Raw genomic sequence first — 16065 nt, forward strand, 5'->3', positions numbered from 1 at the left:
GGTTTTTATGCGTGAGGTTTTTGAGCAAATCGACAAAACACTGGCCGGACTGAAGGACTTTCAGCAGGCTTCGGTAGAACGTGTGATTGAAAATTTCTTTTCAGCGGGACACAGCGAGCGGGTTCTTGTTGCTGACGAAGTCGGTTTGGGCAAAACCATTGTCGCGAAGGGTGTCATCGCTCAGATGCTTCGCCGGCAGATAAATCACAACCTGGAATCTGACGATTCCGAACAGCCCCTGCAACCTTTTCGCGTGACCTACATTTGTTCCAACCTGGCTCTGGCAAACGAAAATCGTAAAAAGCTGGCGGTGTTCAGCGACAATCTTGCCAAGAAATATGTCAGAGAGCCGTCGTTCGGTCGTTTGGTGGAGTTGGCAGCCAAAGAAAGGCACGGAGCCAATGGCCAGTTGCTTGAGGTCTGTTCACTGACCCCCTCCACCTCGTTCTCGCTCACAAACAGTGATGGTAACGTTTGGGAGCGGCAGATCCTCTTTCGGTGTTTGATGAGCCACGACGCTTTGAGGCCATGGTCGTCGGTATTGGACCGACTGATGCGTAGCAAAGTCAAACACTGCACATGGGATGAACAGAAACGCAGGTTTAAAAGCTCGTTCGAGCTGGACCAAGATCTTGTTGATGAATTTCTAAGTGATCTTGAAGCTGAGGCCTCGCTTTCGGAGGATCTTGCAGACTGGCTTGGTCTTGCCGGTTGTTCTTACATTAATGTGTTGGAGGCCATTGGTCGTCGGTTGTCTGGATGTCTAACGGATGACTCAGGGGGAACCTGGAACGAGCTTTTTAGTGGTATAGCCGGAGCTACAGTAGACGTCAGTTCAGCTTCGTTTTACCAGTTGCGCTCGGAACTGCGGACCAAGCTGGCGAAAACCTGTGCTCGACACATTCACGCAGATCTATTCATTCTGGATGAATTTCAGCGTTTTGATTCCCTCCTGGACATGTCCGAGGATTCAGAAAACGCCCTTATCGCACAAGAGGTGTTCAAGCGCGATAATCCTGGAAAAATCCTGCTGTTGTCTGCGACGCCCTTTAAAGCGCTGAGTCGCATAGAAGATGATGAAGTTGAAGCATCTCATCAAGAAGAGCTACGCCACCTGCTGACCTTTTTGATGAATTCGGATCAGCAACGGCTTTCCGAGTATGAGCTTGCCAGAAAGGATCTTTTAGCGACGATACTGCGTCTCCGGGATGATTCGTTTTCAGTAGAGGATCTCTCGGATGCTGAAAAGCAAAGAGTTGAACTAGCCCTTTCGGATTTCATCGCCCGTACCGAGCGGGGACAGATTGGTGAAAACGTTGATTCGGTATTTAGATCGGAACGCTTGGATTGCGCTGAGTACTTCAGCCAAAGCGATATCAAATCCTTTGCGTCAATGACCGGGCTGGCGGACACCGTCGATGAGGTGTCCCAGGCAAGGCACGGTCATCAACTCATGGAGTTCTATAAATCGGCTCCCTGGGCGTTGTCTTTTCTTGGTGGCTATTCGTTTAGAGACAGACTGGAGCGGAATCTAAAGAACTCCAAGGTCCGGTCCGCTCTCGGAAAATCCACTGTGAGTTGGTTGCCCCGGGAACGTATTGCTAATTTTCGACTGAACCTCTTAGAAGAGGCACCGAACGCAAAAGTCCGCGGGCTCGTAAAGCGGATCTTCGATGACAGGGTAGAGGAATTGTTGTGGATTCCCCCAAGCTCTCCCCATTACCCCTTACGGGGCGCATTTGAAGCCAATCGGAACTTCACCAAAACTCTGCTGTTCTCGTCCTGGGCAATGGTTCCGCGGGCATTGAGTGGATTGCTATCCTACGAAATGGAGAGACGTCTCCAGAAAAGAAAGGGCGGTCGCTCAAAATATTTTGTCGAGGATAAGAAACGGAGTGTTCCACTCATTCGCCTTGAGGGTAAGAACGCGCTAACAGGGTGGTCACTGATTTATCCTTCGCGGGTGTTGGCGGCTGAGACATTAGCTCGCAGTGATAGGGCGCTGGAAGAGCTTCTGGCCCAGCGGATTGTGCAATTTGGGGATAGACTGAAAAGTTTGCACCAATATGAGTCTGAGGGCCATGAGGATCATAATTGGTATGCGTATGCCGGTATGTTGCTGGATCATGTCAGTGGTTACAGCGGTGAACTGAAACACTGGCAAGATTGGCTGGAGAAAGAGAAGGAAAGCTCAAAGGATGTAGGTCGGCGGAAACATCTAGATGAGATTGCGGACAGCCTGAAGCAGCTTCTGAGTGGGCATAAGATGCTGGGTAAAATGCCCAACGATCTGGCTGATTATCTAGCTCTGCTTTCGGTCTCAGGGCCTGGAGTATGTGCGCTTCGCATGTTCTCAGGGCTCTGGGATATAGGGCCATCGGAGCAATTAAAGGCTGCCGTTGGCGTCGCTTTCGGTGTGCTCACCCTCTTCAACAAGCCGGAGTCTATTGCCGTCCTCGAAAAGCAATCAGGAAGACGACTAAAGAACGCCTCTCAACTCAGCAGTATCTGGAAGTCTCGCAAAATCCTGAACTACGGTGCTTGCGGTGGTTTTCAGGCCATGATCGATGAATATGGGCACCTGTTGAAGGGCAGCGGTCTGTCCGCTATCGAGGCAGCAGAACGGTTTGCAGGCGTGATGGGCTTTCAGACTTCATCCGTGACTTTTCAGTACTTGGGCCACGCCGGTGGTCAGCGTCATTTCACCACTCTGAACGCCTCACTGCGATGCCATTTTGCTGTTCCGTTGGGCATTCAGAGCGCTACCGATGACAAGCAGCAGGTTCGCGTTGAGCACATCCGAGACGGTTTTAATTCGCCATTCAAACCGTTCATGTTGAATTCTACGTCGATCGGTCAGGAAGGCCTGGATTTTCACTGGTATTGCAGCCGAGTGGTTCATTGGAACCTGCCGTCAAATCCGATTGATATTGAGCAAAGGGAAGGACGGGTCAACCGTTATAAGTCATTGGTGGTTCGTCGCCGGGCTACTGAATATGAGGAATATCACGGCTTAGACCTGGATCAGGCAAGTGATAGCGGAGATTATTGGGAACACCTGTTTTCAGCAATTGACCATGTCTCAAAAAACCGGACTAGTGACCTGACGCCGTATTGGCATATTCCTTCAGGGGCCACGCAAATTGAGCGACTGGTTCCAATGATGCCTATGAGCCGAGAAGAGGCCCGGTTGGATGAAGCTCTCAAAATTTTGTCGCTCTACCGTTTGGCTTTTGGTCAACCTCGACAAGAGGAGCTGCTGGTAAATTTGTTGAATAGGAACTTTTCAGAAGATGAGTGGGATACGGTCCGCAGTGCCTTGGTTATCAATCTAGCCCCCCTGAATCAGAGTCAAAAACTGGCTCAGTATGACGAGGGGCTATTAAAATGACGGTAGATGTTGAGCATACGGAAGAACTGAAATGGTGGATTCTCGGCTTTGGTGCCAAGGTCGCCGTGCTTGCCCAGCATCATTCCGTGACGAGATAGAGGCTGAGCTGGAAGCGGCGGTGCTGCGCTATCGGTAGTTGAGGCGGGGGTTATTCGCCCCCGCTCACTTTTACCGAAAGGGCCTCTTTCAGGCCGGATGATTGCTTCGACGCACTGGGGTCTTGGTTGGCATCATTGCGATAAAACTCTTCCGTAACCTGCAACCCCTCATCCTCTGAATACTCGAACTGCGCATTCATCAGCCCGGCCTGAGCAACCTTGTCCAACTCTGCCTGATTGATTCCCAGATTTACCTGAACCTGGGCCTCTTCCCTGGCATGAGTGACAGCCTCTTTCATGGATTGATCGGCTCTCAGCGTCAGATCCACATAGTAGATTGGTGCTCGGTGGCTCTGGGTGGTGCTCTTCCCCCGCAGCTTCAGTTCCAGGGGCAGGGTGGCCAGATTGCCGCCGCTGATGGCGTGGAAGTAGCGCAGCCGAGCAGCTAGGGTACGGATACTGTTGTAGCCGGTGGTGCGGAAAACGAAGCAGCCCAGTTCATCGTCATCTCCGATACAGACATAGAGACGACCATAGGGCTTGCACAGCCCATGGCTACCGTAGTCGCACATATCCGGTGATGGGCAGGGCAGGGATTCCAGGCCGTTCTCGGTATGACGCCGGCAGGCTTCCCCATCACCTGCACATAGCGCTCTGCCGCTCTTGCGCTCGAAGAAGGTGTACTCCGCTCGCAGGTTCAGATCCGGGTCATTGAAGGGCAGGGTGACGGGAATGCTTCGTAGCTTCTTACCCTGTACTTCCTGGCGCAGGGCTTCGTCCAGCGGGTGCGGCAACCAGCCGTCCCGGGTCTGGATCTGGGTGGTGATGGTGAATTGGTCGTCTTTCTCCGGCAGACGCTTGCCGTTCTTTTCCACTACGCGACCGATGCTGATGCGGCCAATGACGGGTGGGGTAATCGCGAGTCCTTTAATCATGGGATTCTCCTGATGAATAGCAGATGCATGTACTCAGCCGGGCTTGGCCCGGCTGTTATGCTGCTTGGGGGTTGGCTAGGTGTTGGGGCGCACAAGGAACCGGCGACTGCCCGCCCTGTGCTTTGGGTAGTGTTTGAGCAGGTCAGGCTGATCCTGCAGCAGGGCTTTGGTGTCCAGGGCGGTGGAGTCCTTGCTGCGCTTCCAGGTCACGGAGCCAACAGTGAAGGTAGCCTTGCTGGCCAGCCCCATGGACTGCTGGATGCGTTGTTTAAGGGTGGATTCCCGCTCGGTCAGTCGGGCAAGGGTGTCACGCAGATCCAGCAGTTCATTGAAGTCGCCTTCCATGGCTGGGTTAGCCGTGAGATCTAGGGTTTCGCCTTCATCGCGAGGATAGAGCCCTTGCAGGGCCTTGCCGGCAGAGTCGGAGCCATCCGGGTCCGGTGGAGTGTCCGCTTCCACCAACTGCCAGAACTCCCGCTCCAGCTCGTACAGGTGAGCAATCAGTGCTTCATCCCGTTCGATGCGGTGAATCTGCAGCTCCTGACCGCAAATCAGCACGGCCACATCGGCAGCCTGCTTGCCGGTAACCGCCAGCTGATGCTGTACTTGGCACTGGATGTACTCTGGAACACCGTCCGCCCATAGCTTGGCGCCGTGCTGGCCGGTGGTCTTGCATTCCAGTATCTGAACGTCGTCATTACCAACCACGGCGTAATCCAGGTTGGCTAGCATCCAGGGCTTGTCACCATCCGGGTGCTGCAGCACGGCATTCACCCGCCGTACCTTGTTGCCGCTGATCTTGGCGTAGGCCTCCGCCACCTTAGGTTCCAGCAGGGTGCCCCAGTAGAGCGGCGATTGAATGTCATCGGGATCGGGGGCGGGGAGCAGGCCATCCCGCCCGGTCTTGATCATCCACAGCTCGAGGGGGGATTGGTACGGGCTGATGCCCACAGCGGCAGCCGCATCACTGGCGCCAATGCCCTGCTTGCGGATCTTCAGCCAGTCCTCCCGGTTCATGCTTTTGGTAGAGACCAGGCGTAGCGCAGGGCGCTGGCCAGGTGTGGTGCTTTTCGGTTGTGCCATGAGAATACTCCAGACAAAGAAAAGCCCCGGCGTAGTGGCCGGGGCTAAAGGTAAGGGGAAATAGGTAATTGCGAGTGATGCCTGAATGACATCATGCGGCGCGACTTGAAGAGGAGGAGGCTTCCTCGCCAATCTCGAAGAAGTCATTCACCAACGCTTCGATATAACGTTCAGCCTCCTTGTCGCTGGGGAGGTGGCCGGTAGTGAGCAGTTGCTCACCGAGCCACTCGCCTAACTCACTGACCACTTCGTACTCGAAAATGCCAGGTCGGCCACGGGGCTGATACCAGATGTGGGAGACCGTCTGCCAAAGCGGGTCCAGGTATTGGCATGACGCGATGATCAGCTCGATACAGCCACTGTCCCAGGCGTCTAGTATCCGGCGCGGCCGGCCAGGATCGCCGGGGTGGCACATCAAGCCTTCGTGCAGGAACGCGCCCCATACCGATGCCAGTTCGGCAGGCATAGGGCGACAGTCCCATACCGCCCACAGGCGGTAGAGCCATTTCAGATTCATGGTGTTCTCCAGATTTCTTTTGAAAGGGTGTAGAGAGAAAGGGAGGGGGAAGTGATCAGGCCTGGATCAGGCGACCAGCAGGGACGTTTGCTCCAGAGCGCGTTGCTTGATCTGGGCACCCTTGCCGAACCAGGCCGAGTCCAGCCGGTTGTCGGTGCTGCGGGCACGCCGCTCATGGTCCACGAACTCGGTGACCGCATTGAGCAGGCCGTAGGCCGTGTTCTTTGCGGATGTCAGATCCGACCCGCGACCGGCACCGTCATACAGAGCCATGGCTTTCTTCATGGCCTGTTCGTTGGCCTTCGCCGGCATACCCGGTGGCTGATGGCCGGTATCGGTGAAGATGGTCTGCATGACCTTTTCGGCGGTCTTGCGGGTGATGCGGCGCTCACTGAGGGCCTTCAGGCGATACATGAAGTCATCCCAGGCAGAGACGGAAATCCCCAGCTGCTTCTTCACGGCCTGCGGATCGAAGGTGGTGTTGTGGCGGACCTTCACTGCATGCGTGTTGCCATTCAGCGCGACGGCGAGAGTGTTGTTGCACACCACCCGGATACTGGTGAACTGCGCTGTGGTTGCCAGGGTGCCGTCACAGGCGGTGGCCAACAGCACGTAGCCGTTGGTTTGATCATTGCCTGCCAGGGTGCCGGACTGCCCGGTACGCGCCAGCGCCCACAGCTTGCGGCCCCCTTTAAGGATGCCAGCCGTCTCCAGCTCAAAGCCAGACTTCTCGGTGAGATCCCGGTAGAACTCCAATACTTCACGTGGCTGAACCACCTTGAAGCGGTTACTCACTACCGACAGTGGTGCCTGAGTGTCGGAACGGAACAGCACCTTTTGATCAGGGAAGGACGAGATCTGTCCGAGAGCACCGGCTTCGCTACTGATAAAGCGAACCTGGGTTTCACGGATATCCCAGTCCATGCCGGCTTCGCGCCTCCAGACGTCCAGTGGTTGTTGGCTGGCCAGCTGATTGCCCAGCCCGTGCCAAGGTGTGCGGCCCACATAGGCCATGTTTTCGACAAGATGTGCCATGGTGAATCTCCAATGAATAATGAGAGGGTGATGAGAAAGGAAGGGGTTAAACCATGCCGCGTTCGGCCAGGCTGACCCACTCGGAACGGGACACCACAAAGTGGTCGAGCACCCGCACATCAATCAGTGCGAGGGCATCAGACAGGCGCTTGGTAATTTGCTGATCTGCCCGTGAGGGCTCACAGCAGCCGGAGGGGTGGTTGTGGGCAAAGATCACGGCGGCGGCATTGCACGCTAAGGCGTGCTGTACGACCACGCGGGGATACACCGCCGCGCCATCAATGGTGCCGGTGAACAGGGTCTCGAAACTGATCACCTTGTGTTTGTTGTTGAGGAAGATGGCGGAGAAGACTTCGTTCTTCTCCTGGGCCAGCGCCAGCTGTAGGAACTGGGCGACATCGGTGGGCGCAGTGAGCGCCTCCCGGCTCGTCAGGTCATCCAGCAGTATGGTGGCCGCCGTACTGACAATCTCCTCGGGCTTCACGCAGCCCTGTACGTGGTACAGGCCCTGCTCGTTCTTTACGAAAGTGGGAATATCCATTCAGACCTCCAAAGGGACATAAAGAAGCCCGCACTGGGCGGGCTTCAGGGGTGTGTGAGTGGTAAGGGGAGAGTGGGACTTACTCGGCATCGAGGCGGAAGCTGTGTCCGCAATCCAGGCATTCCAGGTTGTCGAGATAGGTATCGTCGAGCTTGGCGCCCAGGGCTGCACCGGCCTCACCGCCGGCCACACCTCCCGCCAGTCCACCAAGCACTGCACCGGCGATACCGCCGATGGCAGATCCGGCAGGACCGAAAGCCAGGCCGACAGTCGCACCGACACGAGCCCCGTTAGTGGCCATGGTGATTCCACTGGCGGCACCGGCAACCGTGCCGACAGAGCCACCTACCTTGCGGCCATTCTGCAGGGCGACAACGCGGATGGACCGGCAGGACGGACATTGAATGATCATGAAACCTCCATGAAATGGGGCGAGGAAGGCCATTCCTTCCTGGCTTCATGGAGGTGATATATGCCTGAAAAAATCTGGAATCCGGGAGGGACTTAATGGCGGGCGACAAATAGCGCATTGGCGTTCACAAATGGTTTGATACGGTTCGTTTCGAGGGCTCTGTGGGGTGCAGGCGGGTTTCGCGAATATTGGGCGTATCTATATAAAATATTGATTTATAAATGAAAATATGTTTTTGGTCTTGTGGTATAATGTCGTGTATTTGGGAATGTCTCTATGGTGAGGAGGCTTGAAATGGCCCTCAATTCATTGAAAAGCAAAGTGAAATACCGGATCGGGCGAAGTCGTAGTGCGGTGTTTGTTCCTGGCGACTTCAACGATTTGTCAGACCGTGACCAGGTGGGCCGTGCCTTGCGCGAACTGGTGGCAGAAGAGGTGCTGGTCAAGTTTGGTCGTGGGTTGTATGCCAAGGCCAAGCGCTCTTCGCTTACCAACAAGGTCATACCTGTAAAACCGCTCCCGGAACTGGCGAAGGAAGCGTTGACGCAAAAGCTGCATGTAGAGGTGGTGCCTGAGAACGCGCAGGGTCGCTATAACAGTAAGCGTTCCACTCAGGTGCCGACGGGGCGGGTGATTGCAGTGAAGGGGCGTGTTTCCCGGAAAATGGCTTACGATGGCAAGTCCATCAAGTACCAGTATGTTTCCTGATCCCGAGATAGTTAATGAAATAGCGGCGGAGTTGGCAATCAGCCCTGCTTTTGTTGAGAAGGACTGGTACTCCGTTCAGGCTCTGAAATCGATTGCGGGCCACCAAAGCGATGGTTTCCGTACTATCTTTGCTGGCGGCACCAGCCTGTCAAAAGGCTACGGCTTGATACAGCGTTTTTCCGAGGACCTGGATTTTCGTTGCCTGGCACTTCAGTCGGGGACTGGCAACCAGATGAAGAAGGTTCGCAGGGCGTACCGCGAAGGCATGCTGGATGCGGTTGAAAGTGCGGATTTGTTTGTGCTGGACCGGTCTCAGGTGGCCCGCGCCAGTAACTATGTGAAGTTTGAGCTGGATTACCCGCAAAATTATGGTGGCAATCCGGCGTTGCGGACCGGTTTGCAGATTGAGTTCAGCTTTACTCAGCCGAGGTTGGACGCTCAGCTTCGACAGATTCAGTCATTTGTGGCGCAGTTTGCGGGAGAAGCCCCCGAAGCGGAAATCTTGTGCTTGTCCCCGGTTGAGACCGCAGCGGATAAGCTAAGCGCATTGACCTGGCGTGTGTTGAAGCGTGACCGGTCGGCAGCGGGTGATGATCCTGCCATGGTCAGGCACCTTCATGATATTGCCGCCTTGATGCCGGTGGTTCGCGATGCTCAGGGTATGTTCATTGAGACCGTGGAAGCTTCCTTTGAGGAGGATCAGCGGACAAAGCGACGTGATACTCAGGCAACCCTTCTTGCGTCAGTTCAAGCAGCGATAACGTGTCTTGAAGGTGATGACGAATATCTTGATGAATATGGCCGATTCGTCGATGCCATGTCCTACGCCAGTGATACGGAGAGTATCGAATTCAACACGGCATTGATCGCACTGGAAGAAGTGAGTTCCTGGTTTGAGTAAGCGCTTTATCTGGCCGGATCATGTGTATTAGTTCAGACCAAATCTGACACATCTCGTTGAAAAAGAGAGGGTTACCGGTTCTGATGAAGGTGCCTAAACCTGAAACCAGAACCAAAAGGTAACCCTCATGCTTCATAGTAATGATCGCATTATCCGACACAAGGTTGGCTTGCTGAATTTGGCCGATGAGCTTGGCAACGTGGCCAAGGCCTGCAAGATGATGGGCGTATCCAGAGACACGTTCTACCGCTACAAGGAAGCAGTAGAAGAAGGCGGTGTTGATGCCCTTCTGGAGAAAACCCGCCGCACTCCCAATCCCAAGAATCGCGTAGAGCCTCATGTGGAAGAGGCCGTGACCCAATATGCGCTTGAAGAGCCTGCTCACGGGCAAGTCAGGGTCTCCAACGAGCTTCGCAAGCGTGGGGTCTTTGTCTCTGCGAGTGGCGTACGCAGTATCTGGCTGCGCCATGACCTGGCCAACTTCAAACTGCGTTTGAAGGCCCTGGAAGCCAAGGTGGCAGAGGAAGGGCTGATTCTCACGGAATCCCAGGTGCAGGCACTTGAGCGCAAGAAGCAAGATGACGAGGCCTGTGGTGAGATCGACACCGCCCATCCGGGCTATCTGGGCTCACAGGACACCTTCTATGTGGGTACGTTCAAAGGCGTTGGCCGAGTATATCAGCAGACCTACGTGGACACTTACGCCAAGGTGGCGCACTGCAAGCTGTACACGACCAAGACACCGATCACGGCTGCCGACCTGCTCAATGATCGTGTGCTGCCGTTTTACGCATCCCATGAGCTGCCTGTACTGCGCATCCTTACCGACCGTGGTACGGAATACTGTGGCAAAGTGGAGCAGCACGATTACCAGTTGTATTTGGCACTGAACGAAATCGAGCATACACGCACGAAAGCACGGCACCCGCAGACCAATGGCATCTGTGAGCGCTTCCACAAAACCATTCTGCAGGAGTTCTATCAGCCGGCATTACGCCGGAAGATTTACGACAGCCTGGAAGCGCTGCAGGAAGATCTGGACGTATGGCTGGATTACTACAACAATGAACGCACCCATCAGGGCAAGAAGTGCTGTGGCAGAACCCCGCTAGCCACCTTGCTGGATGGAAAATCGATCTGGAAGGAAAAGTTCGTAGGCTGAACCTGACCTGACAGACACCTTCTGAAAAACCGGGGTAAGCGGATTAAATGGTTGATCTTACCTTTGCATGAGAGTGAGACAGACCGGCATCTCATCGGATTATCTGGTTGATGCTTCACCTACTGCTGGTGCATGTTTCCTTCGCTAATTCCAGCAAGAACCCCACACGCCTCAACTTCCCGGTCATCGTTGCAACTCGCTCTCAGTGAAACGAGTTGTTTCTCAAGCGCTTGCAGAGCGGTTATCTGCGACCGCACATGAGAGATGTGATAATCGAGCAAGGCGTTGACGGCGGTACAAGGCTGATGAGGGTCGTCCTGATAGCTCTGTAGTTCGTGAATCTCAGCCAGTGACAGGCCCAGGATTCTGCAGCGACGGATGAAGGCCAGCCCCTCACCATGCTTCTCGGTATAGACACGGTAACCGTTGTCCTGCCGATCTGGCGGCGGCAACAAGCCCTGCTGTTCATAGAAGCGGATCGTCTGTGTTTCGACCCCTACCAACTGCGCCAACTGACCAATGCGCATCAGCCTCCTCCCCAACGGATTCTTTACTCTATTGACCTTATAGTAGCTTTATAGTTTTAAATGGTACCACAACATTGTTCAAGTGGAGTCGTATCATGAGCAAATCCTGTGGTGGCGCCTGTGGCGGTGATGCAACGTCCGCAGCGGATACCGATATACAGGCCTCCTCCGAGGCGCCAGGGAGATGGATCAGTGTTTATGCCGTGCCGAAGATGGACTGTCCATCAGAAGAACGAATGATTCGCCTAGCCCTGAACGGCTTTGAGGAGATTCGGGCGCTGTCCTTCGACTTGTCGAACCGCCGGCTGAAGGTCGTGCATGACGGCGAGGTCGAGCCCGTCACCTCGAAACTGAAGACCTTGGGGCTAGGCGCCTCGCTTCAGGAAACCGTCGCTGCAAATCCGGAGACCATCAAGGCCGCCGAGTTTTCGGCAGCTTCTGCTAAGCAAGAATCCGGGACCCTGCGCTGGTTGCTCGGCATCAATGCACTTCTGTTCGTGGTGGAAATGACTGCCGGTCTGATCGCCCAGTCCACCGGCCTGATTGGAGAATCCCTGGACAATTTTGCCGATGCGGCGGTGTACGGGCTTGCCCTTTATGCGGTTGGACATAGCGTGAAAATGCAGGTACGTGCCGCGCATCTTGCTGGTGTACTGCAACTGATCTTGGCTGTGGGCGTGCTCGTAGAGGTGGTGAGACGCTTTGTATTCGGTAGTGAGCCTGAATCGCTGGTGATGATGGCTATCGCATTCGTCGCATTGATTGCCAATACCAGTTGTCTGCTGCTCATATCCAAACATCGGGAAGGCGGGGCGCACATGAAGGCAAGCTGGATATTCTCGGCCAACGACGTGGTGATCAACCTGGGGGTCATCACCGCCGGCGCCCTGGTCGCGTGGACCGGTTCCAATTATCCGGATCTGATTATCGGCACCATCGCGGGGGGCATTGTACTTAACGGTGCCAGACGCATTTTGGCGTTGAAGGGTTAAATAATGCTCATTATTGGCAAAAAGCTCTCGCCGTATGCCCTATTGTCCATATCGGGCCTGCTGGCAGCGTCTGATCAGGCTGTAAAGTGGCTGGTGCAGCAATCAATGGCCTATGGCGAGTATGTTTCGGTGACCCCGTTCTTTAACTGGGTGCACCTATGGAACACCGGTGCCGCATTCAGTCTTTTTGCGAATGGTGGAGGCTGGCAGCGCTACTTTTTTATCGGAATCGCGGTAGTGGTCTCGATTTTTCTGATCAAGCTGATCCTTGAAAATCGTCATAAAGGAGAAGCCATCGCTTACAGTCTTATCCTCGGTGGCGCCATGGGCAACCTGATTGACCGGGTCTTTCGCGGCTATGTTGTGGATTCCTTTGATTTCTATTGGCGAGACTGGCATTGGCCGGCCTTCAACCTGGCTGATATTGCAATTGTCCTCGGTGCCTTACTTTTCGTTTCCAGCAGCTTGTTGGGTAAAAAAGCAAACACCAATGCCGAGCCGGATGGATCTGACTGACACCTACGCCTATACAACACCATGACCGAACTTCCCGACAACATCCTTCACCTGCCGCAATACCAAGTACTGGGCTGCAAATCAACCGACGACGAAATGCACTTCCAGGTGGACGTGCCCGATCCCATCGCCTGCGAGGAATGCGGCGTGCAGGGTGAGTTCGTACGGTTCGGCAAGCGTGACGCTCCCTATCGTGATCTGCCCATCCACGGCAAGCGGGTCACTCTCTGGGTGGTCCGCCGCCGATACACCTGCCGGGCCTGCAAGACAACATTCAGGCCCCAGCTACCGGAGATGGTGGACGGATTCCGTATGACACTGCGGCTGCATGAGTACGTGGAGAAGGAATCCTTCAACCACCCCTACACCTTTGTGGCGGCACAGACCGGCCTGGACGAGAAGACGGTGCGCGACATCTTCAACGCCCGCGCCGAGTTCCTGGGGCGCTGGCACCGCTTCGAGACGCCCCGCATCCTGGGCATTGACGAGCTATACCTGAACAAGCGCTACCGCTGCATTCTGACCAACATTGAGGAGCGAACCCTGCTCGACCTGCTGGCCACCCGCCGCCAGGACGTGGTGACCAACTACCTGATGAAGCTGAAAGACCGGCAGAAGGTCGAGATCGTCAGCATGGACATGTGGAACCCCTACCGGGCAGCGGTCAAGGCTGTGCTGCCCCAGGCCCGTATCGTGGTCGATAAGTTCCATGTGGTGCGCATGGCCAACGATGCCCTAGAGAGAGTGCGCAAGGGCCTCAGAAAGGAGCTGAAACCGTCCCAGAGCCGGACTCTCAAGGGAGACCGGAAAATCCTGCTGAAACGCGCTCACGAAGTCTCAGACCGGGAGCGCCTCATCATGGAGACCTGGACAGGCGCGTTCCCGCAACTGCTGGCCGCCTACGAGCACAAGGAGCGCTTCTACGGCATCTGGGACGCCACCACACGGCTCCAGGCAGAAGCCGCCCTGGACGAGTGGATAGCCACCATCCCGAAGGGCCAAAAGGAAGTCTGGAGCGATCTGGTCAGGGCAGTGGGAAACTGGCGCGAAGAGATCATGACCTACTTCGAGACGGACATGCCCGTCACCAACGCTTACACGGAGTCCATCAACCGACTGGGCAAGGACAAGAACCGTGAAGGGCGCGGTTACTCCTTCGAGGTGATGCGGGCACGAATGCTCTACACCACGAAGCACAAGAAGAAGGCACCGACTGCGAAGGTCTCTCCTTTCTACAAGAAAACCATCGGTTACGGACTGCCGGACTTCGCAGAGGAACTCAACTACGGAGTCGATCTATCAACCATCTGAGGGTGGTATCAGATTGATGGGGTGAAGGTGCCCCATCAACCATTAAATCCGTATACCCAAAAACCGGTAACTGTCAGATCAAGTCTGAATTACTACAGATCATGGCATTTGCAAGGAGCAGGATTGGCTGTCAGCCTCCTCGCTGGTGGGCTGATTCGTGATTTCTTCCAGCTTTTCTCCAAGTCGACGCCAGGCATCGATGCACTCACTGGTGTAGCTGTGCCTTTGGTAGGTGCGTTTGATGCGATTTTCTTCCGTGTGATTGAGGCAGCGCTCAGCCACCTCTGGAATAACGCCAAGTGCCGTCATCATGGTGGCCCCAGTCCGGCGTAGATCGTGAGGCGTCCATTTCCCACCCGGCAGAATCAAGGATTGTGCTTTGCTGCTGCGGTTGCTCATGGTGCCCTGGCTGGAGGGACGCTGGCGGTCAGACAGCTGCTTTGTGACCGTTTTCGAGCACAGAGCCCCGGTGCCTTCTCTATTGGGGTAGCACCACGGGGTGTTGCCATGGATTTCCCGTAACTTCAGGAAATAGTGTTTGCTAAACGGGGATAAATGGATGTTGTGAGGCTTGCCGTTCTTGCTGTTCTCTCTGGGAATGAGCCAGGTGTCCTTATCAAAGTCCAGGTGCTCCCAACGAGCCGCGAGTAGCTCCCCGATGCGGCAGCATGTAGATAGGGCTATCCAGATGGCGTACTGCGTGCTGAACAGCAAATTGGCGTTGGGTATGGCCTGCTTGAGTTGCAAGATTTCGTCTTCGGACAGTACCCGATCTCTTTCCGTTTCCTTGCCGCCAATTTTGGCCTTGCGGATGCTGCTTGTCGGATCGAATTCAATAATGTCCCGATCCACGGCAAAGCGGAACATTTGTCGCATCAGACTGAAAACCACTTTCACCATGCGGGTGACTCCCCGTGCCGCCATGGCGTCGGTAACCTGAGTGATATGCCCTTTACGGATGTCTGCGACGAAGACCTGGCCAATGAGGGGGAGTACATCTTTCTCGAACATGCGCCGGACTTCTGCTCCCTTGTCCTTCCGGTGCGACACGTCAATCTCCATCCAGCGCTCGAAGAGCTGGGAAACGGTCTGTCGAGAAGCCAGTGCAGCGGCCTCGGCCGCTTTTTGTGCCGCTTCTTGCTCCAGGCGGCGAACTTCCGCTTCACGAATCGCCTTCTCAGCATCGCGTTCAGCATCGAGGTGTTCAGTGAGGTTCTTGATTCCTGTGAGATACAGCTGGGAGAGTTCGTTGGCTTTGGCGCGGGCCGTTTTCAGGGTTAAACCGTTAGTCCCTGTGCGGGAGTAGGCCCCCAGAGGAATGTATTGGCGTTTGCCGTCCTCGTCGGAATAGCGAAAGTAGAATAGTGGTCCGCCGGTTGGGCGGAGGCGGACCGATAGACGTCCGTGACCACGAGGGGAGGCTTCAGTGATCCAGGCAACTTTTTCAACCTTAATGGCAAGCTGCTTGTCGGTGAGGATTTTGGACATAATGGTACTATCGTTTCGCTCTGGTTGCCGTTCGGTTGCCGTTTCTCAATCGCTTCCGGCGGATTTTAGTGGACTTTGTAGGACAATACAATTAATCGCGTTTCTATAACTAATTGAAAATAAATATAAAGTGGATTTCTGTGGACGTAGGCGGACAGTGCTTTACACTTATGGGGTGCAAGGGGTAGGAGGTTCGAATCCTCCCGTCCCGACCAATCGAGATACAAAAAAGCCCGGCTGGCAACAGCCGGGCTTTTTTGTGCCTGAAATCTGGCGGTTCCACGAAAAGCTAATCCTGCGCCAGGAACGGGGCGTAGCGAAGTAACGCACGTCGTTCCGTGCGGCCCAAAGGGTGAGCGCAGCGAATAACACCTCTCGAGGTGCGAAACGCCCACGTTCAAGAAAACCTCACTATTTCACCCGCAAAATCTCAAAACTGGCCGCAAAG

Annotated in this window: 15 protein-coding genes and 1 tRNA gene; 8 read left to right on the forward strand and 8 right to left on the reverse strand. The window is 55.0% G+C overall.

Annotation, left to right across the window (positions count from 1 at the left end; all coding sequences use genetic code 11):
- The first annotated feature begins 7 nt into the window (after positions 1-7).
- Positions 8-3391, forward strand: coding sequence for a DEAD/DEAH box helicase (locus ACMG4N_RS07620; RefSeq protein ID WP_414433227.1), 3384 nt, complete (start codon positions 8-10; stop codon positions 3389-3391).
- A gap of 148 nt (positions 3392-3539) precedes the next feature.
- On the opposite strand, the gene ACMG4N_RS07625 is transcribed toward ACMG4N_RS07620, so the two are convergent.
- The 6 genes from ACMG4N_RS07625 to ACMG4N_RS07650 all read right to left on the reverse strand — a co-directional run bounded on the left by ACMG4N_RS07625 (position 3540) and on the right by ACMG4N_RS07650 (position 8012).
- Positions 3540-4424, reverse strand: a complete 885-nt coding sequence (locus tag ACMG4N_RS07625) for a hydrolase or metal-binding protein (protein WP_414433228.1) — start codon at positions 4422-4424, stop codon at positions 3540-3542.
- A 75-nt stretch (positions 4425-4499) separates the two neighbouring features.
- The gene (locus ACMG4N_RS07630) at positions 4500-5507 is read right to left on the reverse strand and encodes a YqaJ viral recombinase family protein (protein ID WP_300469830.1); all 1008 of its coding nucleotides are present in this window, start codon (positions 5505-5507) and stop codon (positions 4500-4502) included.
- A gap of 91 nt (positions 5508-5598) precedes the next feature.
- Positions 5599-6024, reverse strand: a complete 426-nt coding sequence (locus tag ACMG4N_RS07635; RefSeq protein ID WP_349382736.1) for a hypothetical protein — start codon at positions 6022-6024, stop codon at positions 5599-5601.
- Positions 6025-6090: 66 nt separating this feature from the next.
- Positions 6091-7059 carry a DUF932 domain-containing protein gene (locus ACMG4N_RS07640; protein WP_414433229.1) on the reverse strand — a complete coding sequence of 323 codons (969 nt, stop codon included), beginning with the start codon at positions 7057-7059 and terminating at the stop codon, positions 6091-6093.
- A gap of 46 nt (positions 7060-7105) precedes the next feature.
- A complete protein-coding gene (radC, locus tag ACMG4N_RS07645; protein WP_414433230.1) occupies positions 7106-7600 on the reverse strand; it encodes a RadC family protein in 495 nt (164 codons plus the stop codon).
- Between the two features lie 79 nt (positions 7601-7679).
- Positions 7680-8012, reverse strand: a complete 333-nt coding sequence (locus tag ACMG4N_RS07650) for a hypothetical protein (protein WP_063520451.1) — start codon at positions 8010-8012, stop codon at positions 7680-7682.
- A 294-nt stretch (positions 8013-8306) separates the two neighbouring features.
- Between ACMG4N_RS07650 and ACMG4N_RS07655 the strand changes: the two genes are divergently transcribed.
- The 3 genes from ACMG4N_RS07655 to ACMG4N_RS07665 all read left to right on the forward strand — a co-directional run bounded on the left by ACMG4N_RS07655 (position 8307) and on the right by ACMG4N_RS07665 (position 10783).
- On the forward strand, positions 8307-8720 hold the full coding sequence (locus ACMG4N_RS07655) for a DUF6088 family protein (RefSeq protein ID WP_349385696.1): 414 nt from the start codon (positions 8307-8309) through the stop codon (positions 8718-8720).
- Entirely contained in the window at positions 8710-9621 is a 912-nt protein-coding gene (locus ACMG4N_RS07660) for a nucleotidyl transferase AbiEii/AbiGii toxin family protein (RefSeq protein WP_349385695.1), read from the forward strand. The genes ACMG4N_RS07655 and ACMG4N_RS07660 overlap by 11 nt, the downstream gene beginning before the upstream one ends.
- A gap of 127 nt (positions 9622-9748) precedes the next feature.
- The gene (locus ACMG4N_RS07665; protein WP_349385694.1) at positions 9749-10783 is read left to right on the forward strand and encodes an IS481 family transposase; all 1035 of its coding nucleotides are present in this window, start codon (positions 9749-9751) and stop codon (positions 10781-10783) included.
- Between the two features lie 119 nt (positions 10784-10902).
- Here the strand turns inward: ACMG4N_RS07665 and cadR are convergent, their stop codons facing one another.
- Positions 10903-11310: a Cd(II)/Pb(II)-responsive transcriptional regulator gene (gene cadR / locus ACMG4N_RS07670; protein WP_414433231.1), complete on the reverse strand. Its 408-nt coding sequence runs from the start codon at positions 11308-11310 to the stop codon at positions 10903-10905.
- Positions 11311-11405: 95 nt separating this feature from the next.
- Between cadR and ACMG4N_RS07675 the strand changes: the two genes are divergently transcribed.
- From ACMG4N_RS07675 to ACMG4N_RS07685, 3 genes are read left to right on the forward strand one after another with little or no spacing between them, the layout of a single operon-like run.
- Complete coding sequence (locus tag ACMG4N_RS07675) at positions 11406-12302, forward strand: cation transporter (protein ID WP_414433232.1); 897 nt, start codon at positions 11406-11408, stop codon at positions 12300-12302.
- A gap of 3 nt (positions 12303-12305) precedes the next feature.
- The gene (gene lspA / locus ACMG4N_RS07680) at positions 12306-12818 is read left to right on the forward strand and encodes a signal peptidase II (protein ID WP_004863699.1); all 513 of its coding nucleotides are present in this window, start codon (positions 12306-12308) and stop codon (positions 12816-12818) included.
- A 21-nt stretch (positions 12819-12839) separates the two neighbouring features.
- On the forward strand, positions 12840-14129 hold the full coding sequence (locus ACMG4N_RS07685) for an ISL3-like element ISPpu12 family transposase (RefSeq protein ID WP_414433233.1): 1290 nt from the start codon (positions 12840-12842) through the stop codon (positions 14127-14129).
- 99 nt (positions 14130-14228) lie between these two features.
- Here the strand turns inward: ACMG4N_RS07685 and ACMG4N_RS07690 are convergent, their stop codons facing one another.
- Positions 14229-15617 (reverse strand): tyrosine-type recombinase/integrase, encoded by a 1389-nt coding sequence (locus tag ACMG4N_RS07690; protein ID WP_008929764.1) that lies wholly within the window; start codon positions 15615-15617, stop codon positions 14229-14231.
- 140 nt (positions 15618-15757) lie between these two features.
- On the opposite strand from ACMG4N_RS07690, the gene ACMG4N_RS07695 reads away from it, so the two are divergent.
- Positions 15758-15832, forward strand: a tRNA-OTHER gene (locus ACMG4N_RS07695).
- The last annotated feature ends 233 nt before the right edge of the window (positions 15833-16065 follow it).

The sequence above is a fragment of the Alcanivorax sp. IL2 genome, assembly GCF_047495475.1.
GTDB lineage: Bacteria > Pseudomonadota > Gammaproteobacteria > Pseudomonadales > Alcanivoracaceae > Alcanivorax.

What these genes read in the sequence shown, in the direction of transcription:
- ACMG4N_RS07660 (WP_349385695.1), top strand. Translation starts at nt 8,710, where the DNA reads ATGTTTCCTGATCCCGAGATAGTTAATGAAATAGCGGCGGAGTTGGCA.
- ACMG4N_RS07665 (WP_349385694.1), top strand. Translation starts at nt 9,749, where the DNA reads ATGCTTCATAGTAATGATCGCATTATCCGACACAAGGTTGGCTTGCTG.
- ACMG4N_RS07655 (WP_349385696.1), top strand. Translation starts at nt 8,307, where the DNA reads ATGGCCCTCAATTCATTGAAAAGCAAAGTGAAATACCGGATCGGGCGA.
- lspA (WP_004863699.1), top strand. Translation starts at nt 12,306, where the DNA reads ATGCTCATTATTGGCAAAAAGCTCTCGCCGTATGCCCTATTGTCCATA.
- radC (WP_414433230.1), bottom strand. Translation starts at nt 7,600, where the DNA reads ATGGATATTCCCACTTTCGTAAAGAACGAGCAGGGCCTGTACCACGTA.
- ACMG4N_RS07675 (WP_414433232.1), top strand. Translation starts at nt 11,406, where the DNA reads ATGAGCAAATCCTGTGGTGGCGCCTGTGGCGGTGATGCAACGTCCGCA.
- cadR (WP_414433231.1), bottom strand. Translation starts at nt 11,310, where the DNA reads ATGCGCATTGGTCAGTTGGCGCAGTTGGTAGGGGTCGAAACACAGACG.
- ACMG4N_RS07630 (WP_300469830.1), bottom strand. Translation starts at nt 5,507, where the DNA reads ATGGCACAACCGAAAAGCACCACACCTGGCCAGCGCCCTGCGCTACGC.
- ACMG4N_RS07620 (WP_414433227.1), top strand. Translation starts at nt 8, where the DNA reads ATGCGTGAGGTTTTTGAGCAAATCGACAAAACACTGGCCGGACTGAAG.
- ACMG4N_RS07625 (WP_414433228.1), bottom strand. Translation starts at nt 4,424, where the DNA reads ATGATTAAAGGACTCGCGATTACCCCACCCGTCATTGGCCGCATCAGC.
- ACMG4N_RS07640 (WP_414433229.1), bottom strand. Translation starts at nt 7,059, where the DNA reads ATGGCACATCTTGTCGAAAACATGGCCTATGTGGGCCGCACACCTTGG.
- ACMG4N_RS07685 (WP_414433233.1), top strand. Translation starts at nt 12,840, where the DNA reads ATGACCGAACTTCCCGACAACATCCTTCACCTGCCGCAATACCAAGTA.
- ACMG4N_RS07650 (WP_063520451.1), bottom strand. Translation starts at nt 8,012, where the DNA reads ATGATCATTCAATGTCCGTCCTGCCGGTCCATCCGCGTTGTCGCCCTG.
- ACMG4N_RS07690 (WP_008929764.1), bottom strand. Translation starts at nt 15,617, where the DNA reads ATGTCCAAAATCCTCACCGACAAGCAGCTTGCCATTAAGGTTGAAAAA.
- ACMG4N_RS07635 (WP_349382736.1), bottom strand. Translation starts at nt 6,024, where the DNA reads ATGAATCTGAAATGGCTCTACCGCCTGTGGGCGGTATGGGACTGTCGC.